Here is a 24,691-nt window from a genome sequence, read left to right on the forward strand (position 1 = left end):
GTTAGGAGCGGAACAACGAAAAGGGGTGCAGTCCGCAAAGGCTGCACCCCTTTCTGTATTGAAGCGTGTCTTGCGGGATAGTGTTAGCCGACGATGTTTCCGGTCGTGAAGGTGAAATTACGCGAAAAAGCCGTGCCGTTGACCGTGCCAGTGACCGAAACGCTGTATGTCGTATTCGCCGTCAAAGGAGTAGCCGGATAAGCCACCGCTGCATACGGCTGCGTGATCTTGTTCGGATCGTTGGCCGAATAGAGCAGTTGCAGGTTGATGACGTTGCCGGACGGGTCGGTCATCGTGCCCGAAGTCAGCACAATCGTATCGGTCGCGTTGCCGATGACAACAACCGGCGTGCCCCACGGACCCGATGTATTCGGCGGCGTAGGCGATTCCGAAACGGCCTTGTACGGAACGCCGGTCGTGCCTTGACACGGAAACGTCATGGGTCCGCTTGTGGTGAGTTGCTGCCATCGACGTGTCTGCGAGAGTCAGTGAACCCCAAGCCACCGGGAAGCCATTCAGTGCCGTCTCGTATTCGCCAACGCCCATCTTCGTAACGGGGGTCAGCAGAATCTGAGAGTGGTACACGGTCGAAATCCACTCATTCACCAGTGTCTGGCCGTACTGCGTTTCCGAGAGTGCCGACGTGGTGTAGTAATTCGCACTTACGCCACCAGTGTATGCGACAGCAGACGGGAATCCGAAATGAACGTCCCGATCAACGTAACTCACGCCGGTAAAGCCTTGCTGACCAGCCGTTTCGTTGTCGGCCACCGTGTTGTTCAATCCTTCCCACATCGCATGCGCTTGCGCAGCTTGATCGAGAATCGTGTTTTGCTGAACTGCCGGGAAACCGCATTGCTGACGGTAGGCGTTGACCTGATTAAACATCGCAAGCGTGGCGCTGTTCGCTGCGTATTGCGGGGTGGGTTGAGTGCCCGTTACCGGAGAGCTGGCCGAACTCGGAGAGCTGGCCGAACCCGGGGCGCTTGCCGGCGTCGCGGCGCCGGTAGAGCTGCTCCCCCCGCCACCGCCACCACCGCATGCGGCGACGAGGATGCTGGCTGCAACCGCAGCCGAAGTCAGTGCGAAAGTGCTTTTGATGGTCATTTTTCTGGCCCTAGTCGTTAGTGCAGTCGCCCCCGCGATCTGCTTACTTTCATCTTATCGAGCGCAATCCAAAGTCAAGGCAGCGTCGGCCGCAACCTTCGGAAAGCGTGAATGCTTACCGCAATTTTCACGTGCGCAGGCATTGTAAAGAGCGGTAAGCACTTGCGGCGAGCCCGTCGTTGTGTAGACGCAACCGTTTGCTACCGTCGCCCGGAGCGGTTCCTTCGCCGGTTTATGCGAATTGCAACGAATAGCGCGGCGAGTAGGATGCCGGCGATCGCTGGCTGTTGTTTTCCAACCGTTGAGAGCAGCAGCGACCCGCCCCACAGAAGCGCGAGGAAGAACACAACACGCTTGAATGTCTTGCTGTCAAGCACGCGCAAGATGCGGCCACCTGACTGCGCGCACCGTTTCGAGTACTGTTCGTTGGATCGTTCAAGGTCGAAGGCTTGCGTGTCCTGCGTCGCCTGCCGCTCGGCTTTGTAATGCCGCTCGTACCGTTGAAACCTTGCGTCGCCACGGCCCCTGAGCCAGGCCGCGACGCTGTCACCGAAGAGATAGGCGAAGTCCTGCATATCAGTGGATGACGTCCGAGCAGAACTCCACCGCGCCAATGACATCCGGAATGCATTGGCCGTCGGCTTCGGCGTGGAACTCGCCAGTCTCAATGTCGCGCCAGCCGAACTGTGCCCGGCCATCGTGAGAGAAAACCACCAACCCAATTTGAACCGCGAAATCCTGATGCATGACGCACTCTCCTTCAGTGTGACTGCTTGCGCTTGCTGACCTGACTCTTTGGAGAGAGAAGGTAGTTGCAACCGGGGCAGCTAAAGTCCTTCGCCAGTTCAATCTTCCCTTCGCCGTTGGACAGGACGTAGTCCGTGCCGCAGCTGCGGCAAGGTGCCATCGTCAGACGGGAGTCAAGCGCCATCGCCCTCGTCAGGTGATTGCCGCGATCGGCCGTAATCACGAGACTTTTGCCGAAGGTCTTGGCCATGATGTCGTTAGCCGCAATGAGCGCTTCGGGAATGTTCCCGCCGTTGTCCAGCGCACTGCGATAGAGCCACACGTATGTCGTCGCCTGAAGCCGATGAACGGATTGCTCGACGTACCAGATCAACGACGTAGGGTTGCATCCGCAAGGCGAACTCACGCCGTGGATGTGCTTGTATGTGGCGCGAGCCTTGCCCGGGTTCAGGCTAAAGAGGTTTGTTGCGGTCGATGCCCGGCAGCCTTGACCCATCATCATGCGTGCGAACACCTCCTTTTCGCTTCGCTCAAGCCGCAGGTCTGTCCACGCGTGCTGATAGGGAAGGGAGGCGGTGCGAACGGGGGAAGTGCGCATCAGATAGTGAGCGACCGTTTCTTCGGTGAGCCACCCAGCGCCGAATTCCATCCAGAAATTCGAGTCGTGGAAACGCCACCGGAAAAGCGGAAACTTGATCGCGCCGATCGCGTTGTCAAGCCGTGCCATCGGGAGCGATTTGAGATACGACGCGAGTTCTTTGGAAATGCCGAGTAGCGGTATGGCCGCGACATTCATGTGCAGCACGTCCTTAAGCAACTGAACGTAAGCCTGGTTGTAATGGTAGATGTCCCGACTGGTGATCTGGTCCACTCGCGGCATCTGTTCGGTCAGCTTCTCGACGTTGGGCGAAAACATGGCGCCGTCGACGAACGTCTCCCAGTCGCGCGGATCGTCGAGGACTGGAGCAAGGGCAACGAACGGGAGGTTCATAAGCGTTGCCTTCGCGGCGGTCTGCTGCCGGAAAGTATCCATGTTGGCGTGTGAAACGCCGAAAATGCTCTCCAGCTCGCTATGGCCGGCAAGGGCGAGAAACATGAAGTCGGTAAGGGAAAAGTTCGCGCGCTGTATTTTCTCGGCCAGCCAGGGCGTGAGCAGTACGTTGCGCGCGTCGGTGCTGAGCGATTTTTCGGTAGACATTATTTGATTTTCTCTCTTGTTAATCACGGCGCCCGGTCTAAGGCGCCATCCACTGAGCATCGGTTTATTACCGCTGCAATGCCGAATCGATTTCGGCGACATATTTGCGCAACTGCGCAGCAAGTGCTTCAAGCGCTGGGTTGTACTGTTTGGGGTCCGGGGATGCGAGGACGGCCAGCTGGAAAGTGCTCATCTTGCCGCTGACGTCTTCCCAGGCCACGGTCAGCGCTTCAAGAGAACTCTGCACTGCCTTCCCCGCATTCAGTTCGGCTTGCTGGCGACTGATTTCCGCCTCAATGTTGGCTTGATCAATCTTAAGCGCCTGCGTTTTGCTCTTTACCTCTTCGAGCTCCTCGTAGGCGTCCATCACGGCCTGCTTGGCGGTCTGATATCCCGCGGGAAGGGTCTCGACGGGAATCTCGACCTTTTCTACTTTTGCCGGTGCGTTCAGGGCCGCCTTGAGTTCCAAGGAAAGTTCCAGTACTTTCTTGTTTTGGACAGCCAGTTCCTGTTCCATCGTCGGATAGCCGGCAGTGCGTTCGGTAAGAGCCTGGCGAAGGTTGGCGATGCTGCTTTCCTTTTCGGAAAGGTGACGCTCGTAAGTCGCAAGTTGCTCTCTCAGATGCTGACTTTCGCGCTCTGTGACATCGAGTTGCGTCTTGTGATCCTCAAGGATCTCGTGGATTTTTTCCAATTCGCGAGCGGCGTCTTCGGCCTCTTCCTCTTTAAGCTGGAGTTCTCGCAAGAGCCTTTCGACGTCGTCCTTGGTCATCTTCTTGCCGTTGGGAAGCTCATTGGCTTCCTTCTTCTTCAGCATGATGGTTTCGATCTGCTCTTCCGTGACGTCTTGCGCGGCCAGCAGATTAAGCTCTCCATAGCTGAAGACTCGGATTGCTTCAGCATTGTCGGCAAACTTCTGATGGCATCGAATGTAGCCGCGCGCGCTGGGCTGTGTGATCCCCATCGCCTTATGGAAAAACGCAAAGCACAGTTGCGCCGCCTTCCTGCGAGCAGGAAACGTATCGCCGACCTTCCCGGTGTGGTGGGTAATGGCCATCTTCACCATCTGCTGAAGGTGACCGCCGAGGATAATGAGTTCTTGTACAACCTTCGAGCGGGACTCGGACACCGACAGCATGTGCTCTACGAGCTTGGCGATGAAGTCGGTGTGTTCCGGCCCGGTGCCAAAAACGTCTCGGGCGGCTGCGGCAATGTTATCGCGGGTTACCGCGTTCGGATCTTGGACGCTAAAAACGAATTCATTGATTGGGTCAAAAGAGACCATATCCGCGGCATTCCCCGCGCTATCGTCGTGTGGCGTGATCCCCGGCAGCAGTCCCGGAACTGGCCCTCGGCTCGACGGCATCAAGTCAGTACTGGACGTCTTGCGATTTTGCATTCTTCTCTCCAGAAGTTAAAAGAAAACGACCACCCTTGTTGTCGTCGTGGAAAAAGAGCATGTGCTCAAGACGGGACTGGGCGAATGTCCCGCTGTCGTTTATTGCGCGGCGTTGTTGGGTCGATCGTGGCTGCGGGCGCCTGTCAACAGCTGCAGAACCGCCAAACCAAACGTGAAGACCCTTGCCGCGCCAGGGTTGTCGCCGAACTTTGATGACAGCGTAGGTCGTCGCTTTCGTCTCGCGCATGTTGTGCCCCGGTCTGGCGTCTATGAGCAGACGCTGAGTAGTAAGAGAGAGTAACGCTGTGTAACTGCGCTCAACCTGCGAAAGGCGGCGTTTTTATACCGGCTTTCCGCCATGGGAACCGCGTCATATTCGTCTGACGAAAGCCTCAAGGTAGGTTTAACGGTTACATTTTTGAAACATTTAGGGAAATCGGTGGAAGATTTGGTCTATCGCTCCTTGTCGGCCACGTAAGAATTACCACTCACGCGTGCGAGATGCGCGTCCATCGCCGCTCGGGTGGTCTGTAGTAAGGGAGCTATCGCGGTGGCAGCCTTCCTGACATCAATTGCGGGTAACCCGCTGAAGCTATCGCGGCGCGCGCGAAGCCAGTGCGGCAGGTCGCCAAGAGAAAGAAGGTCGGAGTGCAGCGCGGGGCTAAGGTGCGCGTCGTCGGAAACAAGCAGCCCTGCGCCGGCGACTGGCCATAGTGTTGGCAGCCGACTGCGAAAAAAGGCGACCTTGGTCCGGTTCTGTTCAAGAGGGGATCGACGGTCCTGAGCACTGCCGTCGCGGTCGGTTCTCGTCAAAAACCCCTGCGCACTCGACGGGCTGATGTGCCCCGACCAGTTCTTTGTCTCGAACACGAAGATGCCGAACGGGGTCACTGCGAGGTGATCGATCTCTGCGGTGGGGAAGTCGGTTCCCGGCGCATGTTCAATGATGATCGGTCCTTCGAAGAGGTGATAGTCAGCGCTGCAAAGCGCGATCAGGGTTTCGCGTAGCCTGGCCTGCGCTTTGGCTTCGCCCGCCGCGCCGAGTGCCGCGCTACGGTCTTTAGGTTTTTGCCGAAGCCATTGGAAGGATGGGCGTTTCTTGCGGGTGAGGAGTTGCCATGCGCCGACGCCTAAAAGGATCTCGAAGAACATCTGTTGCCCCATGCAGTGTGATGTGTAGGACCAGCTTGACACGCTCACATCGAAGTCAAGGAAGCTAAAGACGTCGAATCCACATCGCAAAGGCGAAAGCGCACCTGTTTTCTGAAGCTTTACCGTCGCTCGGTCGCGGTGAGATGCGTAAAGTGGCATTCATCCCCGCGTCTCCGACGCATCGACCCGAGTTACTGGCCTTGTTGGACACGCGGCCGGCCTCTATCCCATCTCCCATCTGTTTGCTTCCGCCGATAGCTGCTTTTGTCACGCCTTGCTGAGCCGCGAGAAAAGCGTCTCTCCGCGCGCCCGTTTTCCCTGCTCGTTTGAGCATCGAAACGGTCCAGTGCCTTCCAGCCTGGACATCCCCTAGTGCGTTATTTTTCTGGAGAGAAAAATGCCGAAACAGTTCGTTATGAAGGCGACCCAATCGCCGTTGTCGTTCCTTGCTGTGTGTTTTGGCCTTTGGTTTGCGGCTCATTCATTTTTCGCTGCTCTTTTCGTCGGTTTCGTTGTCTACCGGTGGATCAAGGCATCGATTCGCAACGCAATGAAAGACGAAAAAGAAGCAAGCGATGCAACAGCAGCAACCTCCGCGACTGCGCAGCCTCAGGCTGAAGCGGTTAAGGCGGCGGCTGTCACTCCTATAAAACGACAGTACGCCAAGTCACCTGTCGTTGTTCCGCTTAAGACAGGCACCGACGAATAGTCGGCCCGCCACTGACCGCAAAGATGCCCTTTCGGGCGTCTTTGCACCTTCACCCCAACGGGAACCAACCCGTTGCGGGCATGGGTTCCCGTTCACCGGAGACTACCCATGGAAACCGAAATCACGGCATGGCAACTCGATATGTTCGGCGGGGATCAGCCAATCCTTGCCAACGCACCTCCCAAGCCTGACCCGCTACCTGATCCGCAGTTCTGGAGCGAAGCGGTGCGCGACAAGATGGTCGACGCGCTGGTGGAGCTTGCTACCGACAGTCGCCGTGGCGACAACATGCCCGAGTCGTTGATGGATTGCTGCACGCTACTGAGCGACCGACTCCGCAACCGGAAAAAGCTCGAGCTTGACGACTACCGCGCAACGCTCGGTTGGGTGATGGAGTTCTGGGACGGCGCCTTGCCGTACCGATACGTTTGCCTCATCAACGGCGTCGATCCTGAGATCCTGCAGGACGTCATCATGAGCAATCCGCTCCTGAAGCGCGACATGGAAGACGTCCGTCGTGGCTGCTTCGGTTCGTTGCTGTAGGAGAGCCGAAATGACGACAACGACATTTAGCAGGCTCCTCGGCGGCCTCTTTGGCGCAGGCGAAAGCAAACAATCAACGCCAGCAGCGCCTCCTGGACCGGTAGTTGTGGGACAAGGAGGGCGCAACGAGCGGCACGTCGTGATAGCGGGCGAGGCACGGCTCTTTCGCGATGAGGGCGACGTCGTCGTCCAGTTCCGTCCGGCGTTCGACTACGAGCTACGCGACACGCCAGTCGGTATGAAACTCGTTCCCTCACTGGAGCCTCATTGGGCCGTAGTCAGCGAACATCAGGGCTCGCTGAGGGACGCGATCGCGGCAGCAATCAGGAGTGCCGCTTCGCCGTTTGCTGTCGAAGCCGACGCCAGAGAGATCCAGCCTCGCACGCGATCGCCCGTCGTATCCGGCCCCGCGACAACTGTCATTGACAACGAAGCGCCTGCCTTGGCGTCGCTTGCAAAGGCACCGACCGCACGCCGGACGGAGCGTTCACACTACGGCGTGGTGAAAGAGTGGGGCGAACGTGAGTTTCCGGACGGCAAGCGCCCGGGCAAGACGTACGAGTCGTTCTGCTTAATGCTCGAACACCGCGGCGAGACCAGCGTGTTGCAGGGGGAGGGTCTGCGCGATGCGATAGCGGAAGCGCACTGCCGCATTGGCGATCGAGTCGAAGTCAGGCGTCTCGGCAAGACGAAGGTCCCCGCAGTCGACAAACGCGGGCAGCCGAAGCTCGATGCCTCCGGCGCGCAAATCCTCTGGGACAAATGGCTGTGGTCCATCACAAAGAAGTAGTGATCGTTCTGCATCACCGTTGATCCCGAAAATACTCACCGTCGATCCTGTATCGGCTCACCTTTCGTTGTTGTGCCCGTCCCCCACGGATGGGCATGGCAACGGAGGTGAGTTTTCTCCTTCCCGGTCCCGGCCGGAACCCCAATAGGCAACGCCTTCCTTGCTGAAAAAAGCCGTATTCCTTCACCGCTGCGTGATGGACGGCTTTTTTGAGCACGGTTTCACCGCCTGTAAAGGCATCGACCTCAACCACACCACTACTGGAGTGACATATGAATGTTAAGGACCTCAGGCTGTCCCCGGAACAGTGGATTGCGTTGCTCCAGAAGTACGGGGTGCCCGCAACGTCATTGACCGGAAAGGGCGCGCCCTGTCCCATTTGCGGCGGTAACGACCGCTTTACCTATGACAACAAGCGCGAGCGCGGCGATTGGGTTTGCCGTAAGTGCAACGACGGAAGCATGAAAGCCGGTGACGGCTTCGAGCTCATCTGCAAGAGCGCGGGAATCACATTCCGTGAATTGATGCTGGAACTGGACGGTGGCATCCCTGCCGCTATGCCCAGCGGGCAGAGTCGATTGGGCAAAGCGCCAGCGGCCAGCCGCAAGGCCGACCCGGCGTGGGCGCGCAAAAGGCTCGAATCAATGTGGGACAGCGCTGTCGTCAACGGTCGCGATGATCTTATAAGCCGCTATCTGCGCGCACGCGTTCCTGGTCTTGAAGTCTCGCCATCGTCGGCGCTACGTCTGGCGATGCTCGAGTACCGGCACGAGAAGAAGGTGATCGGCAAGTGGCCCGGCATTCTCGCGAAATTCACGCTGCCCGACGGCCGCCTCGGGACTCTTCACCGGACGTTTCTTGACCGGACGAAACCTGCAAAGGCCTCGATCATCACTAACGATGGCGAGGTTTTGCCTCCGAAGCTGAACGACGTGACTGTGAACAGGTTGAACGGCGGCGCAGTCCGGCTGATGGAGCCGGTCAATGGCGAGATCGGTGTAGGCGAGGGTCTGGAGACAGTGCTCGGCGCGTACATGCTGTTTGGTTCGCCTGTCTGGTATTGCCTGAACCGCATACTGCTTTCCGACTTCGTTGTCCCGGACGGGCTTGGAATCCGAGTCGTGCACATCTTCGCGGATTTTGATGCGGTCGATCCGAAGACGCGAAAGTCTCCGGGGATGGCTGACGCACTGGCGCTTGCCAGGCGTCTGCGCTCCGACGGCTACACGGCAATCGTCCATCGGCCGAGAATCCGGGGGACTGACTTTGCTGATGAGTGGCTGGCGTCGTGTAAAGAGCCTCGCGGCCCTGCGGTCCCGGTTCGGGCCGGAAGGACGCCCGAGGCACTGCATTTCTGATTAACAGCGGGTTCACCCGCTCGTAGTTTTTCTTAAACCGCCCGGTGGGGATTCGTCCCCGCCGGGGCCGCAATCCGTCTGGGCTTTCCTCATGGAGAGAAGCATGTTCAAGATGATTGTTGGCCGGTTCGAGATTGTCGCTACGTCGGGAGTCAGGAATGGTTCTGTACGGGTCGGAAAGTCGGACGCACAGGCCTACGACGTGATCGATCGACGTCGGATTGGCATCGTGATCCCTGACAAGATCGGGGTGGAGCTTGACGACGCGTGGTCCTATTGCGTTCGCCATCAAGGTCGAGCTCAAGGCATCGCTCTATTGCATTAAACCAACCCCATGACGACAAAACCCGGCCACTGGCCGGGTTTTTTTTCGTCCTGACATTGGGTGGATCAAGGGCGTCACCACGGGGAGGTCTTGATCCGGAACACAATCTTCAACAGGAGCATCATCATTAAGAGGAAAGGACGCAGTATGCCAATCGCCCAAAGGAATCCGATGCCGCACACTAGAAAGACGGCAACAGTGAAATCACATTTTGGCAACAGGACATCGATGCCGATCAACCCGAAAAGTGCTGCGGCGATGACTGCGCGGCGTGCGAGCGGATCCAGATTCCGGAATTTCTCAAGCATGATCGCGGTCCTTGCGAAGCCATGACAGCGCCGCACGGCGCAGATGATATGCCGACTCCCACGCAGCAACGGCCGCTGCCACAAGAAGCCAGAAGCGCGTAGCGCGAGTCCAGTCCGCATTAGCGAGAACGTGTAAAAGGTCCATTGCTTTACTCCTGCTGTTGGGGGCCTGCTATTGCAGACCGATGACCTATCTTCGCAGATGCGGCGCGAAGTGAAGGCCATCGGCCGCAACTAGCTAGAAACCAGCGAACTGGTCGGCAATTGCGTCCGTGTCGAAACGCTTGGCGCCGGTGACCGTCGGATCGACGGCAAACGGTTCTATCGGTTGCACTGCGGCTAACGAGGCGGCACCAGTTGAGAAGGTAGGTGCTGGACCGCTTTCTACTGTAGCTGTTACCTCCGTGACGCGCCGGGGCGTTGGCGCGTCAGTCATGCGCATGAACGGCGCGTCGAACGGGGCGGCGGATGTGCCTCGTCTCGCTTCTCCTCCATTGAGCGCCGCTCGCGCAAGTGCACGGAGGGCGCCGGCGCGCATGCGCTCGTTGTCGAACTGTTTGACGTAGGCGAAGAGATCAGGGTCCGTCGCTTCGTTGAGCGTGACTTTGACCACGGCCTTTCCAATCATGCAGCGACTCCGAGTGCCTTACGTTCGCGGGCAAGGGTTGCTTCGCCGACGATCAGGAACCCTTTGGCGTTGGCATAGCAGGGGGCGTCAAGCACGTCGAGTTGTACGCGTGGGAATGCTGCCCGTATCGCCGGCTCGTACAGAGCTGCGCCGCCTCCGGTGAGAACGATAGAGCGCAAATCCGCGGTGCGGCCGACACGATTCTGCATTTCTTTGACCGTTGAATTGATGATGGCCTGGGATTGGTCCAGATAAGAGATGAGGTCGATGTCCTTGCCGTAGAACAGGAGCGGCTTTTTCTCGCGCAGGCACTTGTCGATGCGCTCGATATCGTCGACCGGCTCTTTTTCGTTCTTTGCGATCAACGACGCAATGCTCTTGTAGACCTGAGACGCCCCGCCCGGAGCGCCGCCGCTGCGGCGGTCATTCATCGTGAAGCCGTGAGCGACCACCCAGTCCGTCGTGAAATATCCCACGTCGATAACCATATGGGCGTTCTCGCGATCAAAGCGGCTGCCACCATATTCCGAGAAGGAGACCAGTGATCCGAGCGGTTGCGGCACAACCTTGACTGAGTGAATCCTGATATCGCCATGGCCGAAGTTGAGCGTACCGGTGAAAGCATCGCGCAGATGCGCCGAGAACTTGTTAATGGTGTGAACAGGGAGCCCTAGCACCATGCGCTCCACCTCAGTCACGCCAGCAAACTGGAGCGAGCCGCCGAGTAGCGCTGCATAGTTCGCCGTGAGGCAGAAGTCCTCCGATAGCGTGCGGCCTGCGTTGCCATAGGCCGACGACAGTTCTACGCCAGGACCGATTTCATAGGTCGCGCCGTCCACTTCAATTGGCAACACCTTGCGAGAGTGCAGCACGCCTTGTCCGTAGCTCGATACTGCGTCGCTCACCGCGATCGGCGCCACCGACGGAAACATCTGTGTGGCGATGTCTGAACCCATACGGAACGCGCTTTTGGTGTTGCCGTAGCCGACGTCGACTGCGAATACTGATACTTTCATTGACTCTCTCCAGAGTTGTTGGACGTTGTCATTTCCGCTGGGGCCAAACAGGGACCAAGTTCGGGCCAATGTCGTTGTCCTTATGACATGCTCTTTCTCTTGGCCCGAGCTTGGGCCAACGTTGGCCCCAAGGCCGGGTGTGACGGTCCAACTCTATCGGCCCGGGAGCAAAGTCAAGGAAGGTAAAGCTCGCAACATTTAGGCAGCTTTAGGAATACCTAACAGCGACGCCGGCGTTTATTCTCTACGTTACCCACCGCGCAACACGCGCATCGACCTCTGAGTTTCACCATTGAAGGGATCGCTTCGCCTGGCGAAAACCCCTCCTGTCACAGGCCGCAAATTGACGCGGCCTTTTTCTGAAACAAATCAAGAGCAACCCGGGGCAATCTGAGGACCCCGGACACGCGATATCCATTGGGTTAGCGGGCGGTTTTGCCCGAATCTGCGATATGAGACGAGTTGCCACCGGACAGTCGGACACTTCCGGCACCAACGGCAATGACTCAAGATCGCATGGACACACCCTTTCAGCACACGGAGCTGGGACCGTTACATGAAGCCCGACACACTGCGGCCGATTGAGCGGACTTGGGGGTGGGGGTATGTGCTCGCTGAGGTGCGAGCACATCCCTGTACGGAAGACGAACGGCGGGCGCAGCCGGAGAAAGAAGGGCGCAAAAGGTATTGCCGGGCAGTTGGCCGTAGTCGTGCGAGTCGAAAGACAGGCGCACACCGCCACGCGAGAGCGTGTCGAGGCCGGCACGGTAGCCGGAGCAGTCGGCACAGCCGGGTTCGCGAAGCGATAAAACGCTCGGGCCCGACCAGCGAAAAGCGGCAAATGCGGTCAACGACGATGGATCCTGCAAAGGCAGGTCCGGTTCGGGGTGCGCGACAGCAGCAGGTTTCGCAGGCAGCGAGTCGCGCGTAAGCGTGGCGGCTGGCAGCAGACAGCAGATGGACGGTCGATGCACGTTTCTTCCACGTGCGGGGCTGATCGAATGGAATCGCTAAAGGACAGGAAGGCAGGGCCCGGCGGGGTACGCAGAGCGCGCCGACAGGAAGTTCAGGGGATAGGCTCCCGGGGCACTGTAGGCGGCGAGGGATTGAAGGCTAAGAGTGCGGCGTGCGGCTCTCGGACGTCGGGCTACATAACGAGCGTGAGGAAAGAGGATGTCTGCGATATTGAACGTGCGCGCGGTGTTACGAGATTACTGGCTACCTGCGGATTTCAAGGGGGCGCTCGAGCAACTATTGCTTGATAACGTGAACCGTGTCCACAGTCGAACGCGCGTTAGCGCTAAGTCGCTGTCAATCAAGACACAGACGGTTAGGACACAGCAGATCTGTCGTTCGTTCGAGGAACTGCGGCAGAACGGCTACGCGTTGCAGTCCCCTTACTCGCTTAAGCCAAAGCATGTGAAATTTCTGGTTGAACTGTGGATCAGGGAGAAGCTGAGCGGCGGCTCCATCGAGAACAAGCTGACCTATCTGCGCGCACTGGCCAGCTGGATAAAAAAGCCGCATCTGGTAGGTACGCTCGCCGATTACGCCGACCGTGAAGCTTGCAACCTGGTTCGCTCCTACGTGGCGCTGAAAGACAAGTCGTGGGAAGGCAACGGGATCGATGCCGTTGCGAAGATTGCGGAGATAGGACTGACGGAGCCGTGCGTCGCGGTGCAACTCAAGCTGCAAGCGGCATTTGGGCTGCGTGTTGAGGAAAGCTTTCTTCTGCGGCCCGGTGAGGCAGTCCGCGATCACGCCCTACTGAGCGTCACGCGAGGCACGAAGGGTGGCCGCGATCGCGTTGTGCCAATCGAGCTCAAGTACGAGGTCTTGGAGGAAGCGGCGAAATTGGCCAATCCGGTGACCGGTTCAACGATCCCCCTTGGAATGACCAAGCAGCAGTGGAAGTGGCGCTACTACAAGGTTCTTGCGAAGCATGGCGTGAAGCAGTCGGGGCTCGGTGTGACAAGCCACGGCCTGCGCCACCAGTTTTTGCAGCAGATGTACGAGCGAATGACCGGAGTACAGGCGCCGATCAAGCAGCCGGTCGAGCGGGTCGACCGATGTACTCATAAGGAAGCGATGCAACGCATTGTCGAAGCTGCAGGACACAGCCGTGCAACGAAGGCGAACGCCTATCTGTCAACGCATAACGCACTGGCTGCGCGCAAGAACCGCTCGTTGACACGCGAAATGGCGCTGGAGGCCGTCGCGAAGGCTGGCGGGATAAAGTCCCACGCGGCCACTGCAATGGGAATTTCCCGTCAGGCGCTTTATAGGCTCTTGGAGGAGTGAACCCGGCGATAAGTTTCTGTACCCGTCTTACCGCACCTGTACACGTGAATCACCAATTATTGCCTTGGTCCATAATTGGTGATTCGGAAAAAACATAAGAATCAAAGGCTTGTATGGCGCGCTCTTTTAACGCGTTATACGTGTACATGGCTGCGGTGCCCTGACAGGCCGCTCACTGAAAAAGCCAATTGAGCGCCGGGCTCGTCAGTGCGTGGTAGGTGACGATGATGCCGAGGGCTAGAAGCGTCATCAATTGCGGCATCAGCTTTTCGCGGTGGCGGTACGCGGCGCGAATGTATTCGACAGGGGACATGTTTTCTCCGGTAGTTTCGCTCACCGATCTGGCGAGAGTTGAGCCCAGTATGGCGCGGCTCCCAGGAAGTCAAGTCACCAGCGGCTGCGATCCGGCAAGTCGTCTACGGCAGCAGAGACGCGAGTCTCAAAAGCGCATTCCTCGTCACCTCCCGTCGCCGGGATCCGCGGGAACTGGACGGACGCTACGCCATCGATATAGACGAAGCGGGCCATTTGCTGGAGCGTGCGATAGCGCGCGGCGTCCTCGAGCACGGGATCTATAGGCCAGAAATCGCGAGTCGTGATCTTTCCGTCGACAACCTTCTGGGCGAGCATTGCAAAGACGGGACCTCGCTTCTCCCACTCTTCGGTGGTGCGCGCCATCAGATCGAGAATGTACGGAGCGTCGATCGGCGAAACCTCTTTGCGCACGAGATCGAGTAGTTCGCCCTCCGTCGCCGCCGGCCGGTTCAATCTTTGATTCCAGATCTTCCCCGCTTCGTCGAGCGCGGCGTTCTTGTCCTGGTCAATCACAATCCATGGCGTTTGCATCCCGCAGTCCTCGCAGACGATGCAGCAAAGGCGCTCCGTCGGCGGTTCGGAGAGCGAGCGTGCTTCCATGTCGTTCATGATCGGCGCACGGCTTGAGCCGATCTGCAGAAATTCGGTAGAAGGCCTCGACCGGCTTCCTGTTACCCGTTGGGACCAGCCGAAAGCCCAGTTGCCGCCGCAGTGTGCGCAAGGGAAGAGTTCATCAGTCATGGCGGCTTTTGTCGGGTCGGTTTGGCTTGACCAATTGTAATGTTGACCGACCGGCGATACGACACATAACGACAGAAAAAAACACTAATTGGGACAAGTCAGACCCTGAAAGTGTCGACGGCGCGGTTATACACCTCGTGGGATAGCAGCCGCAGAGGGCGCAATGAGACGGCGTCAAACATCAGACGATATGTGTGTCCGACCGGTACAGAGAAAAGCTGCCCGTTGGAAGACCGGATCGGCTTACCCTTCAGCGCGCACGGATGGGTTCCGTCGCGGACCTTGGTCAAGACGAGTCGGGCCTCTCTCTGAACAGAGGCAAGATGATCGACGCAGGACAGGTCGATGAGGTCTGAGGCGGCGGCTTCGGCCTTTGACAGCCGTTTTTCTTGCCGCGCGAGACGTTCCTCTTCTTTGGCTTTTTCGGTTGCGTCGCAGGCGTGGCAGTACTTGCCTTTGCCCGAATGACCGCAGGCGAACGTGCGCTTCATGGTGATCCTTCTCGGCTAGATGGTTCACCATTCGACCACGAAGGCACGGCCTGTCAAGTTCAGGTTGACGCGGGTTTTAAGCGCCCTTTTGTCCGTGTCTGGCCGTCAAGTTCGGCTGACAGTTCGAGAATGCGGGAATCCGCGCAGGCAAGCCTGTCCTCAAGCCGCCTTGCATGATTCAGCGCGAGTTCGTACTGTTCAGCGAGCATGGTCAGCGCCCAGAAGGGAGAAAGAGACGCGCCGCAATCGCGACAGGTGACAATGCCGCCTCGCGGGTCGAGCTTGATGTTGTGATGCGCGCATTCACCGGGGCGGTGGGTGCGATTGTCGGTGGTGACGCGCAGGCGCGCGAACGGGATAACACTGCTCATGGCCTGTCGCTCAGCAAGGGGAGTGGTCTATGGGGTGAGGCAACCAGAGTGCAACGCGAACGGGGCCTCAGCCGGGAAAAGGGCGCGCGAGATTGCCTCGTCGCGCCGGTAATGCTGCTCAACCGTGTCGAGGTAACGACGAAACGCTTCGGTGTCGTGCGGCGCAACGCTCGCGCTGCCGCCGGCGAGGCGCACGTCGGTCGGCGCATGCGCATAGCGTTCGATGCTGGCGAGCGCGGCGACGTCTGGCAGCCACCAACGGTTCCAGCGGGTTGTGAAAGCAAGCCAGCCGCGCGTAGCCGCATCCATCTCTGTCCATGCCGCACGGAAATCGAGGATCGCGCCCAACGAACTGAAAAAGGCCATTCGGATTGTCGCGTCATCCGCGGCCGCGACGACAATCTGCTTTCGGCGTTCGTCGACCGGATCGGTCGAGCTCGCCATACAGAGGGCCGGATAACTGACGTGCCAGTCGGCGCCGCGTGCTACGGCGCGCCGCAGAAAAAACGAATTCGATTCCATCTTTGCGATCCTGTTATGAGCTATGCCTGCCCCAACCTATCGGCTCGGGCGGCAAGTCAAGTCGCCGGTGGGAGCATGACAGAGCCGAGCGGGGAAGGCGGGACCCATTCGACACACGGCTCGCTACCCCGCGCATACAGAGCCTGCTTCTCCGTCTTGCGGGCGCGGTAGGCATCGTTCGACTCCATGCCATACACCTCGATAGCGGTGGGTGGCGTCGTATCCATCAGCCGGAAGTCAGGCAGCATTTTATCTGCGTCGTCGCGACGGATCGGTTTCAGGAAGCGTCGGCGCTCTTCCACCAGCCGGTTCGCCATGTCCACCTCGTAGCTCGAGTCACACGGAATGAACGAACGGTTGCACAGTTGCAATGCGAGGTCGATCGCGCGCAGGTTGTCGTCCTTGGTACGCTCAATGATGAGCACGGCGACGATACGTGCCTCGGCCTTGCCAATCATCGGCCACGCATGCCGGAAGGATCTGGCTGCACTTTCGACAAGCTGCTTCGACGCGTAGAACGTTTCGAAGGTCTGGCGCAGGCGAAGGATGAAGCCGTACTTCGAGGGATCGATTGACTTGACCTCGGCGATGACCACGCCGCGATCTGATGCGGCAGGGGTTGTGCGAATCCGGTTGAGGAAGGAATCGAACTCGGCCTTGATGGTCGCCTGTTCGCTTTCCTCATATCGGCGCATCACATGCACGACATCCTGAATTGGCTTGCCGTTGATCTTCCCCTCGCCAAGAACGGCAAGAATCTGTGAACTGCAGGTGCCCCAATTACGCTGAAGCCCGCCGGACCACTGGTTGAGGCCCGCGTCCTGCCATACACGTTGCAGGAAACCGAGCAGGGGCGCCGTGCGGCGAGACGCTGACCGACTGGTGGTTTTCGCCGTGCCGTCTGCCTTAACCGTGCCGACAGTCCGGACGGTCAATGAAACGTCGAGTCTGGCATTCAGCCCAGCAGGCGTACTGCGGATCGCGTCCTGTTCATCGCCAGCGGAAGCGCTGGATTCGGTCGTTTCGGCGAAGAACGAGCAGGTTTTCGAGTTGTGATGGGTGCCTTCCTCCGGCCAGCGAGCGAGATGGAAGAGCGCGCCATACCGGCGAACGACGAGCCGAAGTGGCTTTCCCCCGCTCGCGCTCTGGCAGAGACACTCGGCAAAGCCTGGTGAGCGCTTTGCGCGTTCAAGTCGCGTAGCGAAGCGTGCGGGGTTCTCTTGCACCTCTTCGAGCGAGGTCACCAATCCGTCGAACGTGACGTCTGTCATCGTTTAATCCTTCTGAAACCTGCGATCGCCGACGCCGGCGGTGCCGCGGAACGCGTAAGTGCCGAGCAGCTTGCTTACCTGACGGACACTGCATGCGAACTGGTCGCGATGGTCCCGGGTTGGGAAGCGGGCAACGACGCGTCGGAGAATGCCCGGTGCAATGTAGTCCCGATGCTCGATATATCCGTCGCCAATCAGAGCGTCCATCCAGCAATCGGGCATGCCCAGCGCAGCGAGACCGAAAGGGCCCGACTGACCGCGGCTCGTGTCAAGGAATTCGAAGACGATGGTGATCATGGCTGAACCTCTGAGGTCCTGAGTGCGTCGCCACGCTGGGCCATGCGCCCGAGCGGAACGATGCGCTCGATCGTCGCGACGTCGATCACATGGCGGACGCCGGACGCGTTCTGGAATTCGAGGAAGGTGACGCCCTCGACCACGTGCCTCTGGATAAAGGTCCGTTCAAGCACCGGGCCGGGAAAGTAGCCATTTGACAGTGAGACGGCGCGCGTCTCAATGCAATAGCCCGTTGCGGGTTGCAGTTGTTCTTTGGTCTGCAGCATGCGTTTCAAGACGGTGGGTGTCCGCGCTTTGCGCGATACGCGTCGAAGAGCGAGATCGCGCCGAGTGCAGTGGCGAAAGCGTTGAACAGGGCGAGCGCGATAAGCGAGGCCGAACGCCTGTCGCTGGATGCGAGCTCATTGGCGCGCTGGCGCTCCGCTGTGGCGAGGTTGGCCCTCTGCGCGTTCAGCGACTCATTGAGTGCCTGTTCCGATTGCACCTCGTGCCGCGCAAGAACTCCGGCGCGTAGCGCTACCGGCATATCCCTGATCGCGTCAGAGACGCCGGTCAGTTCGGAGACAATTGCCGTGTCGATCACCACATCGGCTGCTGCGCGTTGATGTCGCAGTTGAAGTCCGGCGACGCCAATGGTCGCAATCGACGTAAGCACGGCGATGGCGAGGATGGAAAGCGTTGCGCGTTGACTGAGTTTCATGATGACCGATGTTGAGCGTGCCCGCGAGCGCGGCGCTGCGCCTATTTTCGGACGAGTCGTCAGGCATGGGCGGGCGCAAAGCTGCGAGAAAAACGGAGCATTAGGATCGTTGGAGAATGCTGGTTCGAAAGGGCGTTGTTGCAAAACCCGAGGCGCTTCGCGAGGGCTTGACGTTTACGCGCAACGATCGGGTTATCCAGGATGTTAACTTCGCATCGAACTGCGTAGATTCTCGATTTTTTCCCCGAGAAGATGCGCAAGGACGAACGCAAAGCAAGTGAGCCCAAAGGGGTGTACCGCGTCAGGAACTGGCGGGAATACAACGCCGGTTTGATCGCGAGAGGTGACGTGACCATGTGGATCGACGAAAGCGTACTGGTTCAGGTTTCCGGGGCTGGCCCGGCCAGGTGCGGTCGGCCGCGTGTCTACAGCGATGCAGTGATCCAGATGCTTCTCGGGCTCAAACAGGTTTTTCATCTGCCGCTGCGCGCTCTGCAAGGCTTCGCGCTCAGTCTGCACAAACTCGCCTACCCGGGCTTGCCGGTGCCGAACTACACGACCCTGAGCCGTCGCGCACAGACCCTGAAGGTCGTACTGCCAACGCAGCGCCCCGATGAACCCTTGCACCTGGTGATCGACAGTACTGGCCTGAAGGTGTACGGCGAGGGTGAGTGGAAAGTGCGCAAGCACGGCTATTCGAAACGCCGGACATGGCGAAAGGTCCATCTTGCGATGGACACGAACACCGGCCAGATCTGTGCTGCGCTGATGACCCATCAGGACGAAGGTGATGGCGAAGTGTTGCCGGATCTGCTCGACCAGATTCCGGCTGATGTGGTGATCGATACCATCGGCGGCGATGGTGCCTACGACACCAGGCCGTGCCACGCGCAGATTGCCGCGCGTAGCGCGACCCCATCGATTCCGCCGCGCGAGGGAGCGAAGCCCTGGCCAGATAGCACGCCCGGCGCCGCCTGGCGCAATGCAGCTATCGACGCTATCGGGAGAAGCAGTAGGCGCGAATGGAAACTGGCGACTGGCTACCACCGACGCTCGCTTGCCGAGACCTTGATGTACCGGCTCAAGGTACTCACGGGTGCCTGCCTGTGGGCTCGTGAAACTGGATCGCAGGCGACCGAAGTATCGATTCGTGCGGGCGTGCTCAACCGCATGACGGCACTCGCGCGCCCGCAGTCCGTCCGCATTGCCTGAGATCGAAGACATGGAAGTCATTTCGTTCTTACGCTATTTATGCAACAAGGCCGTTCGAAAGGGCGGAGTAATGATGTGCCCGGAAAGACATAGCAAAAGCGCAAGCATTCTCCGGGTGGACCTGTAACGCGTTAAACGCTGCCGGTCCGATCGGTCGAATTCAGGGACATCGGACCGGTGAATTCGCCGGGTCGTTCGCTGCGCTTGCAGCGCGCTGACGCGGACCCACGGCGACGGCTTATCCACAGCTTTGCGCACAGAAACTGTTGATAACTTGTGTCGAGCTTTCCGAAGAGACGGGCCCAAAACGCAGCCATTAACCTTGGCCGACACGTCTGCGCGCCGGTATGTTTACGCATCACCCGCGCATCCGCGCATCGACTACCGCGCATCCGCGCAATCATCTGACGGCTGCTTCTCGCGGTCGCTCATTCAACCCAGACGGGAATCATCCCGCTCTGGCGTGGTGTCCCGTCAATTCCATTGAGGGATACACCATGTACACAGCACTTGTTCAGCAGTTCAAGGACGCACAGGCGAAAGCGGCGGCTGCCTATCTCGAAGTAAGCGCAGCAGAGACCGCGCTGTTTCCAGGCGACGGCCAATACTGCTATCGCGCCGCGGAATCCCGGTCCGATTACAAGACCGAACGTGAACTCAGCGACTTCTGCAATCGGCTCTCGCATGTCCTCGTCAGAGAAGCAGTTCGACGGTTCTCGCCCGAGGGCGGACGGCTGGAGATAGATGACCGCAAGGAACTCGACAACGCGTCAATCGACATTTCCGGCGCGCTGCAGGCCGGCAAGTGTCCTGACTTCGACGCGTTCTGGGCTCATCTTGAACGCACGTTCAGCGGCGACGCCGGGAAACGGATCGGCCTGATCCAGGCCGCGAAGCTGATCATCGACGGGTTCTACATTCGCCCGAATTCCGAGATCAAGCGGACGTCCAGCGCGATTGTGCTCGAAGCTCGCATCTGGAGCGAGACCTGTCACCGCTCCAGCGCCCGCAAGCCGACCTATCAGTCGGGCCAGAACGTGGCCAGTCTGACGCGTGGCCTTAGTGCGTTCGCGGCGCATGCTGGCTTCGACGTTCTATCCTTTGACCTCAAGCATGCCCGACTGCCCGACTACGAATTCGACACTCGCGAGAAGGTCGGTTTCCGTGGTCTGGATGTCGTGATGTACAACGAGAAATGGCAGTTCAAGTTCTCGCATGAGGTCGGAGACGCGCTCTCGCTGTTCATCAGCGAGTTTGGCGCCGACTACCTTGCCTCCCGTGACCGTTACTAACACGGGGGCATCATGTCTCGTCAACGCATCTATCTGTTCTCCCGCTACGTCGCCCGGACGTACGCCTTGCCTCTCGAAAATCTCATCACCATCGTGCGCGCGCGTGATTGCTATTCACCCATGTTTCGCGCCGCGGCTCTGCGCCACATCGTGATGCAAGCGCCGCTACACGTAACGGGCGGCCAGCCGTTTGCCGCCCGTCGGCGAGCCGCGCGCAGGTTCTATCAACTGTAGTGATCTTCCCGCTGGTCAGTACGACCGGCGTTCTTCTTTGGCCCGCTTTCACGCGGGCCTTTTCTTTTTTATGGATGCAATCATGCAAAGAGATCTGTTTTCTTTTGCGCCGGATTGGTACGAGCCGTTGCGCTCGTTGCTAAGCCTCGGTTCGCAGGCTGGGCCGGTCGCTCACCAGGGCGAACTGGCGGCCGCTCGCCGTCAGCACCTTGGGCAGTTTTTCACGCCCGATGCGATCGCCGCGTTGATGTGGAGCTTCATCAGCGGCTGGCGGCTGGATCGGCGTATCCGACTGCTCGATAACTCTGTAGGGTCGGGAAGGCTGTTTCAGTATGCCGACCCCGAGCGCTATGCGGTGTATGGCGTCGATGTGCATGCGGACGTGATCACGCAGTGTCAGAAGGTCTTTGAAGAAGCGGGCTTCGATTGCGAATTCAGGCACGCCGGCATGGAGGACATCCAGCCGGCAAACTTCGACGTCGCCATCATCAACCCACCGTTTTCGGTCCATCTGGAGTCGCCGCACCTGAAGCCGTTTGAGTGCACCACATGGGGTAGATACGGTGCCAACACCAGCGCGCTAAGTCACGAGTACGCGGTGCATCAGGCGTTGGACGCGGCCAATATCGTCGTCGCCTTACTCCCGATCACTACGGCGGAAGCCGTGCTGACCGGGGGACTGGGTGATTCGGCGCGACGCCGCGCTGCGAGCCTCTTCGAGCTGCCGCCCGACGCGTTCAGTTCGGAGGGCGCGAATGTACGCACTGCTGTCGTCGTATTCGACCGATACCGATCCAGGCCATCGGACTTCGTGAAAACGAAAGTCGAAAACCTCGCGTTGCCGGGCCCAGACCTCGGTTTGCACTACGAGGATAGAAGCTTTGGCGAGCCGCGACTGCGCTTCCAGAAACTCGATGACAGCGTCCCCGCCATCACGCGGGCTGTGACGGGCAACAAGTCTGTCGTCATCTCGCATGACGGCAGGCGGATCGGTCTTGGTTTTGCCTGCGGTTTCAACGAGGCGATGGTGCTCAACAGTGTCTTCGTTGATCGCATCTATTCGCGCGACGGCCACCGGCTGCCACGCGGCTTCCGTTACGCCGGTCAGGGGCTGCTCGATCTCGAGACGTACCTGATGCAGGATGATCCGCGTGCGGCGCTTGGCAAGCTGCTCGACCGCATCCGCGCCGTTGGTGGTGAGCCGCAGTTCGCGCCCGGTTTCCTCGAGCATCTGGAGCGTCGTGCAAGACGTAGCGTGCGTCAGGCGACACCGCTCCGGCATGTCGCGTGGACCACAGGCGCTGGATCTTCGGATGTTGTCACCGGCAAGGCGCGGGAGACCCATAAGGTCGATTTAACGCGCTGGGCCAGTCCGCTCGTGATGGCGGGAGAGTCTGTCAGCTTCGCACGCGAGGAAGATGGCCGATACCGCTACGCCGTGAAGGGCGCCTACTACCATCTGTCGGTCGACGAGTTGAACGCGCGGTTTGCGGTCGATAACGTTGCCGAAGGCTGGGAAGTGGTGCACGAAGGGCTGACGGTGAGATTTCCACAGCAGGCCGCGGCGCTTCACGCCAGAGTCAAAGCGTTAGGCGTCGATCGCTGGCTGAACTGGGAGTTTCAGACGGAGGATCTTGTCGAAACTCTCATGAAGCCGTCCGGTTGCGTGATTGCGTGGGAGCAGGGTTGCGGCAAGTCGCGCCTCGCGCTCGCGCTCATTCTCGTGTCGGAGGTCAGGCATGGACTCATCGTCGTTGAGTCGCGTCTGATTGACGAGATGATGAAGGAGATCGCGATGCTGCCGATCAATGCGGATGACGTGAAGGTCATCGGTTGTGCGGCGGACCTGAATGATCTGCGCCGGTTCAACCTGATCTCCTACGAGCGGTTGCGTATGCCGGTCGATAGGGAGGCGTCGAAGCGCGTGACCTACGCACACCGCTTGCGGCGGCGCATTGGTCTGCTGGTTGCCGACGAAGGCGAGCGGCTGGCCAATCCGACGAGCGACCAGAGCCGCGCGCTCTGGCAGCTTTCGGCGCGACGTCGTTATGTACTCACCGGCTCGCCGATCCCGAATTATCCGCGTGACGCCTTCGGGCTGATCGCGTTTTCTGGTGGTGATGGAACCGCGGCACAGCCTTACGGTTACCGGCTCGGTTATCTGGAGGAAAACTGGATCAACACCGTCGAGTATGCAATGCGTGGTGTTGACCGGTTCCGGGATGACTTCGTGGTTCTGGAATGGGTCACCTGGCAGTTTGCGGAGAGCCTGCAGGAAGGGGCAAAGCGCGAGGTGCCAAAGATCGGGAACCTGCACGGCTACCGCGCGATGCTTGCGCCGCATATCAAGCGGCGGCTGGTGGCAGAGCCGGAAGTCGCGAAGTACATCCAGATCGAGCCGCCGGAGTTCGAGGTCGAAACCGTGGACTGGGACCGTGGGCATCTTGCTACGTACCTGAGAGCGGCTGATGAGTTTGCAGACTGGTATCGCTCATCACGCGATGACCGCAAGGCATGCAACCTCATTACGATCCTCGCGCGTATTCGGGCCGTGCATTTTGCCGCCAACTATCCGCAGTACGGGATGGAGGGCGTCGAAGTCGTCGGCGGGCTGACGAGCAAGCAGCGCGCGGTGATCTCGCGTATGCGGGAAATTGCGGCCGAGGGCAAGCAGGCTATCGTGTTCGCAGAGAACCCGGGCGTGCTTGATCTTCTGGCACGTGAGCTTGAGTCGCATGGTGTGCAGTCGGTGCCGTTTCATGGCGAGATACCGATCAAGCGCCGCGTGTCCGACAAGGACAAGCGGTTCCTGACGGGGCTGGCTACTGGGCTTCTGGCTACAAAGGCATCGGGGCGTGCGGGCTACAACCTGCCGAATGCCGACTACATCCTTTTTTACGACCGGTCGTGGACGTGGCGCATCGAGTATCAGGCGATGCGGCGCGCGCTGCGCTGGAACCGGAAGGGAATCCTGAAGGTGTTGTATTTCCACTTGCCCGGCAGCATCGACGAGTACCAGGACCAGATGGTTGCGCACAAACGTGACGCAACACAGGCAGGACTGGACTGGGCGACGCCCGAGCTTGAAGATGAAACGTTCCTGCACATGGATTCGTTGCTGGACCGTTTCGTTCATGACCTCGCGCTGAACGCCGATCGCGAGAGCGGCGACATGCGCAAACTGTTGAAGGAGGCTGCATGAAGGAATCCAAGGTGTCGGTGTTGGTGGGAGACGGTGTCGTGACGGTCAAGCGCGAGGGTTCGAACCGCGCGCTGCAGGCGAACATTCTTGGCACCGTCGAAGCCGACGGCGTCCAGGTGTTGTGTCTGGACCGCCTGGTGCATGCAAGCCATGAGCAGCAGTTCGGCGAATGGACGCTGGCCGGCGCGGTTACGACCCTTCTGTCGCGACCGCTGAAGCTGGAGGCGGTTGCGCTGCAATGAGATGAGAGCGGCGCCGATAAGGCGTCGCGCTCGGTACCCTGATCAAACCCGGCTTCGTGCCGGGTTTTTTTTCGTCCGCGAAATGCGCTGGCCTGTTTCGTTTACCGGAAAGGCACTGCGTTTACGCGAGCTTTGCGCGTCGAATGGCCGTAGGCGCGGCGGTATCTTTGCGTTATCACCCGCGTCCCTGACGCATCGACTCGCCGGCTTTGCCCGGTCT

29 protein-coding genes are annotated in these 24,691 nt (G+C 59.3%); 10 read left to right on the plus strand and 19 right to left on the minus strand.

Translation table 11 applies throughout. The features are described from left to right. Positions 1–117 precede the first annotated feature (117 nt). The 7 genes from OKW39_RS21060 to OKW39_RS21090 form a co-directional block, all read right to left on the minus strand. A complete protein-coding gene (locus OKW39_RS21060; protein WP_429563533.1) occupies positions 118–1,107 on the minus strand; it encodes a CAP domain-containing protein in 990 nt (329 codons plus the stop codon). A gap of 200 nt (positions 1,108–1,307) precedes the next feature. Further along, complete coding sequence (locus OKW39_RS21065; RefSeq protein WP_090812795.1) at positions 1,308–1,682, minus strand: hypothetical protein; 375 nt, start codon at positions 1,680–1,682, stop codon at positions 1,308–1,310. Position 1,683: 1 nt separating this feature from the next. Next, on the minus strand, positions 1,684–1,854 hold the full coding sequence (locus tag OKW39_RS21070; RefSeq protein ID WP_167368889.1) for a hypothetical protein: 171 nt from the start codon (positions 1,852–1,854) through the stop codon (positions 1,684–1,686). Positions 1,855–1,867: 13 nt separating this feature from the next. After that, on the minus strand, positions 1,868–3,052 hold the full coding sequence (locus OKW39_RS21075; RefSeq protein WP_090812944.1) for a FlhC family transcriptional regulator: 1,185 nt from the start codon (positions 3,050–3,052) through the stop codon (positions 1,868–1,870). A gap of 67 nt (positions 3,053–3,119) precedes the next feature. Then, positions 3,120–4,451 (minus strand): hypothetical protein, encoded by a 1,332-nt coding sequence (locus OKW39_RS21080; protein ID WP_090812796.1) that lies wholly within the window; start codon positions 4,449–4,451, stop codon positions 3,120–3,122. Then, positions 4,423–4,698 carry a hypothetical protein gene (locus OKW39_RS21085; protein WP_429563534.1) on the minus strand — a complete coding sequence of 92 codons (276 nt, stop codon included), beginning with the start codon at positions 4,696–4,698 and terminating at the stop codon, positions 4,423–4,425. Before OKW39_RS21085 ends, OKW39_RS21080 begins: the two co-directional genes overlap by 29 nt. A 206-nt stretch (positions 4,699–4,904) precedes the next feature. Further along, complete coding sequence (locus OKW39_RS21090) at positions 4,905–5,603, minus strand: nuclease-related domain-containing protein (RefSeq protein ID WP_429563535.1); 699 nt, start codon at positions 5,601–5,603, stop codon at positions 4,905–4,907. Between the two features lie 397 nt (positions 5,604–6,000). Between OKW39_RS21090 and OKW39_RS21095 the strand changes: the two genes are divergently transcribed. The 5 genes from OKW39_RS21095 (at position 6,001) to OKW39_RS21115 (ending at position 9,328) form a co-directional block, all read left to right on the plus strand. Beyond that, on the plus strand, positions 6,001–6,312 hold the full coding sequence (locus tag OKW39_RS21095) for a hypothetical protein (RefSeq protein WP_429563536.1): 312 nt from the start codon (positions 6,001–6,003) through the stop codon (positions 6,310–6,312). A 108-nt stretch (positions 6,313–6,420) separates the two neighbouring features. Then, positions 6,421–6,855, plus strand: coding sequence for a hypothetical protein (locus OKW39_RS21100; protein WP_090812798.1), 435 nt, complete (start codon positions 6,421–6,423; stop codon positions 6,853–6,855). Positions 6,856–6,961: 106 nt separating this feature from the next. Next, positions 6,962–7,645, plus strand: coding sequence for a hypothetical protein (locus OKW39_RS21105; RefSeq protein WP_429563537.1), 684 nt, complete (start codon positions 6,962–6,964; stop codon positions 7,643–7,645). A gap of 272 nt (positions 7,646–7,917) precedes the next feature. Continuing rightward, complete coding sequence (locus OKW39_RS21110) at positions 7,918–9,003, plus strand: DUF7146 domain-containing protein (RefSeq protein ID WP_429563538.1); 1,086 nt, start codon at positions 7,918–7,920, stop codon at positions 9,001–9,003. A gap of 103 nt (positions 9,004–9,106) precedes the next feature. Beyond that, a complete protein-coding gene (locus OKW39_RS21115; protein ID WP_090812946.1) occupies positions 9,107–9,328 on the plus strand; it encodes a hypothetical protein in 222 nt (73 codons plus the stop codon). A gap of 74 nt (positions 9,329–9,402) precedes the next feature. Here the strand turns inward: OKW39_RS21115 and OKW39_RS21120 are convergent, their stop codons facing one another. The 3 genes from OKW39_RS21120 to OKW39_RS21130 form a co-directional block, all read right to left on the minus strand. Continuing rightward, positions 9,403–9,636, minus strand: coding sequence for a hypothetical protein (locus OKW39_RS21120; RefSeq protein ID WP_090812801.1), 234 nt, complete (start codon positions 9,634–9,636; stop codon positions 9,403–9,405). A gap of 238 nt (positions 9,637–9,874) precedes the next feature. Next, positions 9,875–10,264 (minus strand): hypothetical protein, encoded by a 390-nt coding sequence (locus OKW39_RS21125; protein WP_090812802.1) that lies wholly within the window; start codon positions 10,262–10,264, stop codon positions 9,875–9,877. Beyond that, positions 10,261–11,280, minus strand: coding sequence for a PRTRC system protein D (locus OKW39_RS21130; protein WP_090812803.1), 1,020 nt, complete (start codon positions 11,278–11,280; stop codon positions 10,261–10,263). Before OKW39_RS21130 ends, OKW39_RS21125 begins: the two co-directional genes overlap by 4 nt. A gap of 1,173 nt (positions 11,281–12,453) precedes the next feature. Here OKW39_RS21130 and OKW39_RS21135 point away from each other — a divergent pair. Continuing rightward, positions 12,454–13,581 carry an integrase domain-containing protein gene (locus OKW39_RS21135; RefSeq protein ID WP_090812804.1) on the plus strand — a complete coding sequence of 376 codons (1,128 nt, stop codon included), beginning with the start codon at positions 12,454–12,456 and terminating at the stop codon, positions 13,579–13,581. 172 nt (positions 13,582–13,753) lie between these two features. Here OKW39_RS21135 and OKW39_RS21140 read toward each other — a convergent pair whose 3' ends face one another. The 9 genes from OKW39_RS21140 to OKW39_RS21180 all read right to left on the minus strand — a co-directional run bounded on the left by OKW39_RS21140 (position 13,754) and on the right by OKW39_RS21180 (position 18,289). After that, positions 13,754–13,894, minus strand: coding sequence for a hypothetical protein (locus tag OKW39_RS21140; protein ID WP_167368890.1), 141 nt, complete (start codon positions 13,892–13,894; stop codon positions 13,754–13,756). A gap of 74 nt (positions 13,895–13,968) precedes the next feature. Continuing rightward, a complete protein-coding gene (locus OKW39_RS21145) occupies positions 13,969–14,637 on the minus strand; it encodes a Lar family restriction alleviation protein (RefSeq protein WP_090812805.1) in 669 nt (222 codons plus the stop codon). Between the two features lie 98 nt (positions 14,638–14,735). Continuing rightward, on the minus strand, positions 14,736–15,128 hold the full coding sequence (locus OKW39_RS21150) for a DUF7682 family zinc-binding protein (RefSeq protein ID WP_429563539.1): 393 nt from the start codon (positions 15,126–15,128) through the stop codon (positions 14,736–14,738). Positions 15,129–15,187: 59 nt separating this feature from the next. Next, complete coding sequence (locus OKW39_RS21155) at positions 15,188–15,499, minus strand: hypothetical protein (protein ID WP_244145061.1); 312 nt, start codon at positions 15,497–15,499, stop codon at positions 15,188–15,190. Between the two features lie 27 nt (positions 15,500–15,526). Beyond that, the gene (locus OKW39_RS21160; RefSeq protein WP_232064492.1) at positions 15,527–16,021 is read right to left on the minus strand and encodes a hypothetical protein; all 495 of its coding nucleotides are present in this window, start codon (positions 16,019–16,021) and stop codon (positions 15,527–15,529) included. Positions 16,022–16,077: 56 nt separating this feature from the next. Beyond that, positions 16,078–17,292, minus strand: a complete 1,215-nt coding sequence (locus OKW39_RS21165; RefSeq protein WP_429563540.1) for a DUF1173 family protein — start codon at positions 17,290–17,292, stop codon at positions 16,078–16,080. 3 nt (positions 17,293–17,295) lie between these two features. Continuing rightward, positions 17,296–17,589, minus strand: coding sequence for a hypothetical protein (locus tag OKW39_RS21170; protein WP_090812808.1), 294 nt, complete (start codon positions 17,587–17,589; stop codon positions 17,296–17,298). Further along, positions 17,586–17,864 (minus strand): hypothetical protein, encoded by a 279-nt coding sequence (locus OKW39_RS21175; RefSeq protein WP_167368891.1) that lies wholly within the window; start codon positions 17,862–17,864, stop codon positions 17,586–17,588. The genes OKW39_RS21170 and OKW39_RS21175 overlap by 4 nt, the downstream gene beginning before the upstream one ends. Continuing rightward, positions 17,861–18,289: a hypothetical protein gene (locus tag OKW39_RS21180; protein WP_429563541.1), complete on the minus strand. Its 429-nt coding sequence runs from the start codon at positions 18,287–18,289 to the stop codon at positions 17,861–17,863. Before OKW39_RS21180 ends, OKW39_RS21175 begins: the two co-directional genes overlap by 4 nt. Before the next feature lie 252 nt (positions 18,290–18,541). Between OKW39_RS21180 and OKW39_RS21185 the strand changes: the two genes are divergently transcribed. The 4 genes from OKW39_RS21185 to OKW39_RS21200 all read left to right on the plus strand — a co-directional run bounded on the left by OKW39_RS21185 (position 18,542) and on the right by OKW39_RS21200 (position 24,471). Next, entirely contained in the window at positions 18,542–19,501 is a 960-nt protein-coding gene (locus tag OKW39_RS21185) for an IS5 family transposase (protein WP_429290972.1), read from the plus strand. A 497-nt stretch (positions 19,502–19,998) separates the two neighbouring features. Next, positions 19,999–20,793 carry a hypothetical protein gene (locus tag OKW39_RS21190; RefSeq protein WP_090812811.1) on the plus strand — a complete coding sequence of 265 codons (795 nt, stop codon included), beginning with the start codon at positions 19,999–20,001 and terminating at the stop codon, positions 20,791–20,793. Positions 20,794–21,109: 316 nt separating this feature from the next. Then, entirely contained in the window at positions 21,110–24,229 is a 3,120-nt protein-coding gene (locus OKW39_RS21195) for an SNF2-related protein (RefSeq protein WP_429563726.1), read from the plus strand. Continuing rightward, positions 24,226–24,471: a hypothetical protein gene (locus tag OKW39_RS21200; RefSeq protein ID WP_090812813.1), complete on the plus strand. Its 246-nt coding sequence runs from the start codon at positions 24,226–24,228 to the stop codon at positions 24,469–24,471. Before OKW39_RS21195 ends, OKW39_RS21200 begins: the two co-directional genes overlap by 4 nt. Positions 24,472–24,691: the final 220 nt, after the last annotated feature.

The organism is Paraburkholderia sp. MM6662-R1 (assembly GCF_050436245.1).
Taxonomy (GTDB): Bacteria; Pseudomonadota; Gammaproteobacteria; order Burkholderiales; family Burkholderiaceae; genus Paraburkholderia; species Paraburkholderia tuberum.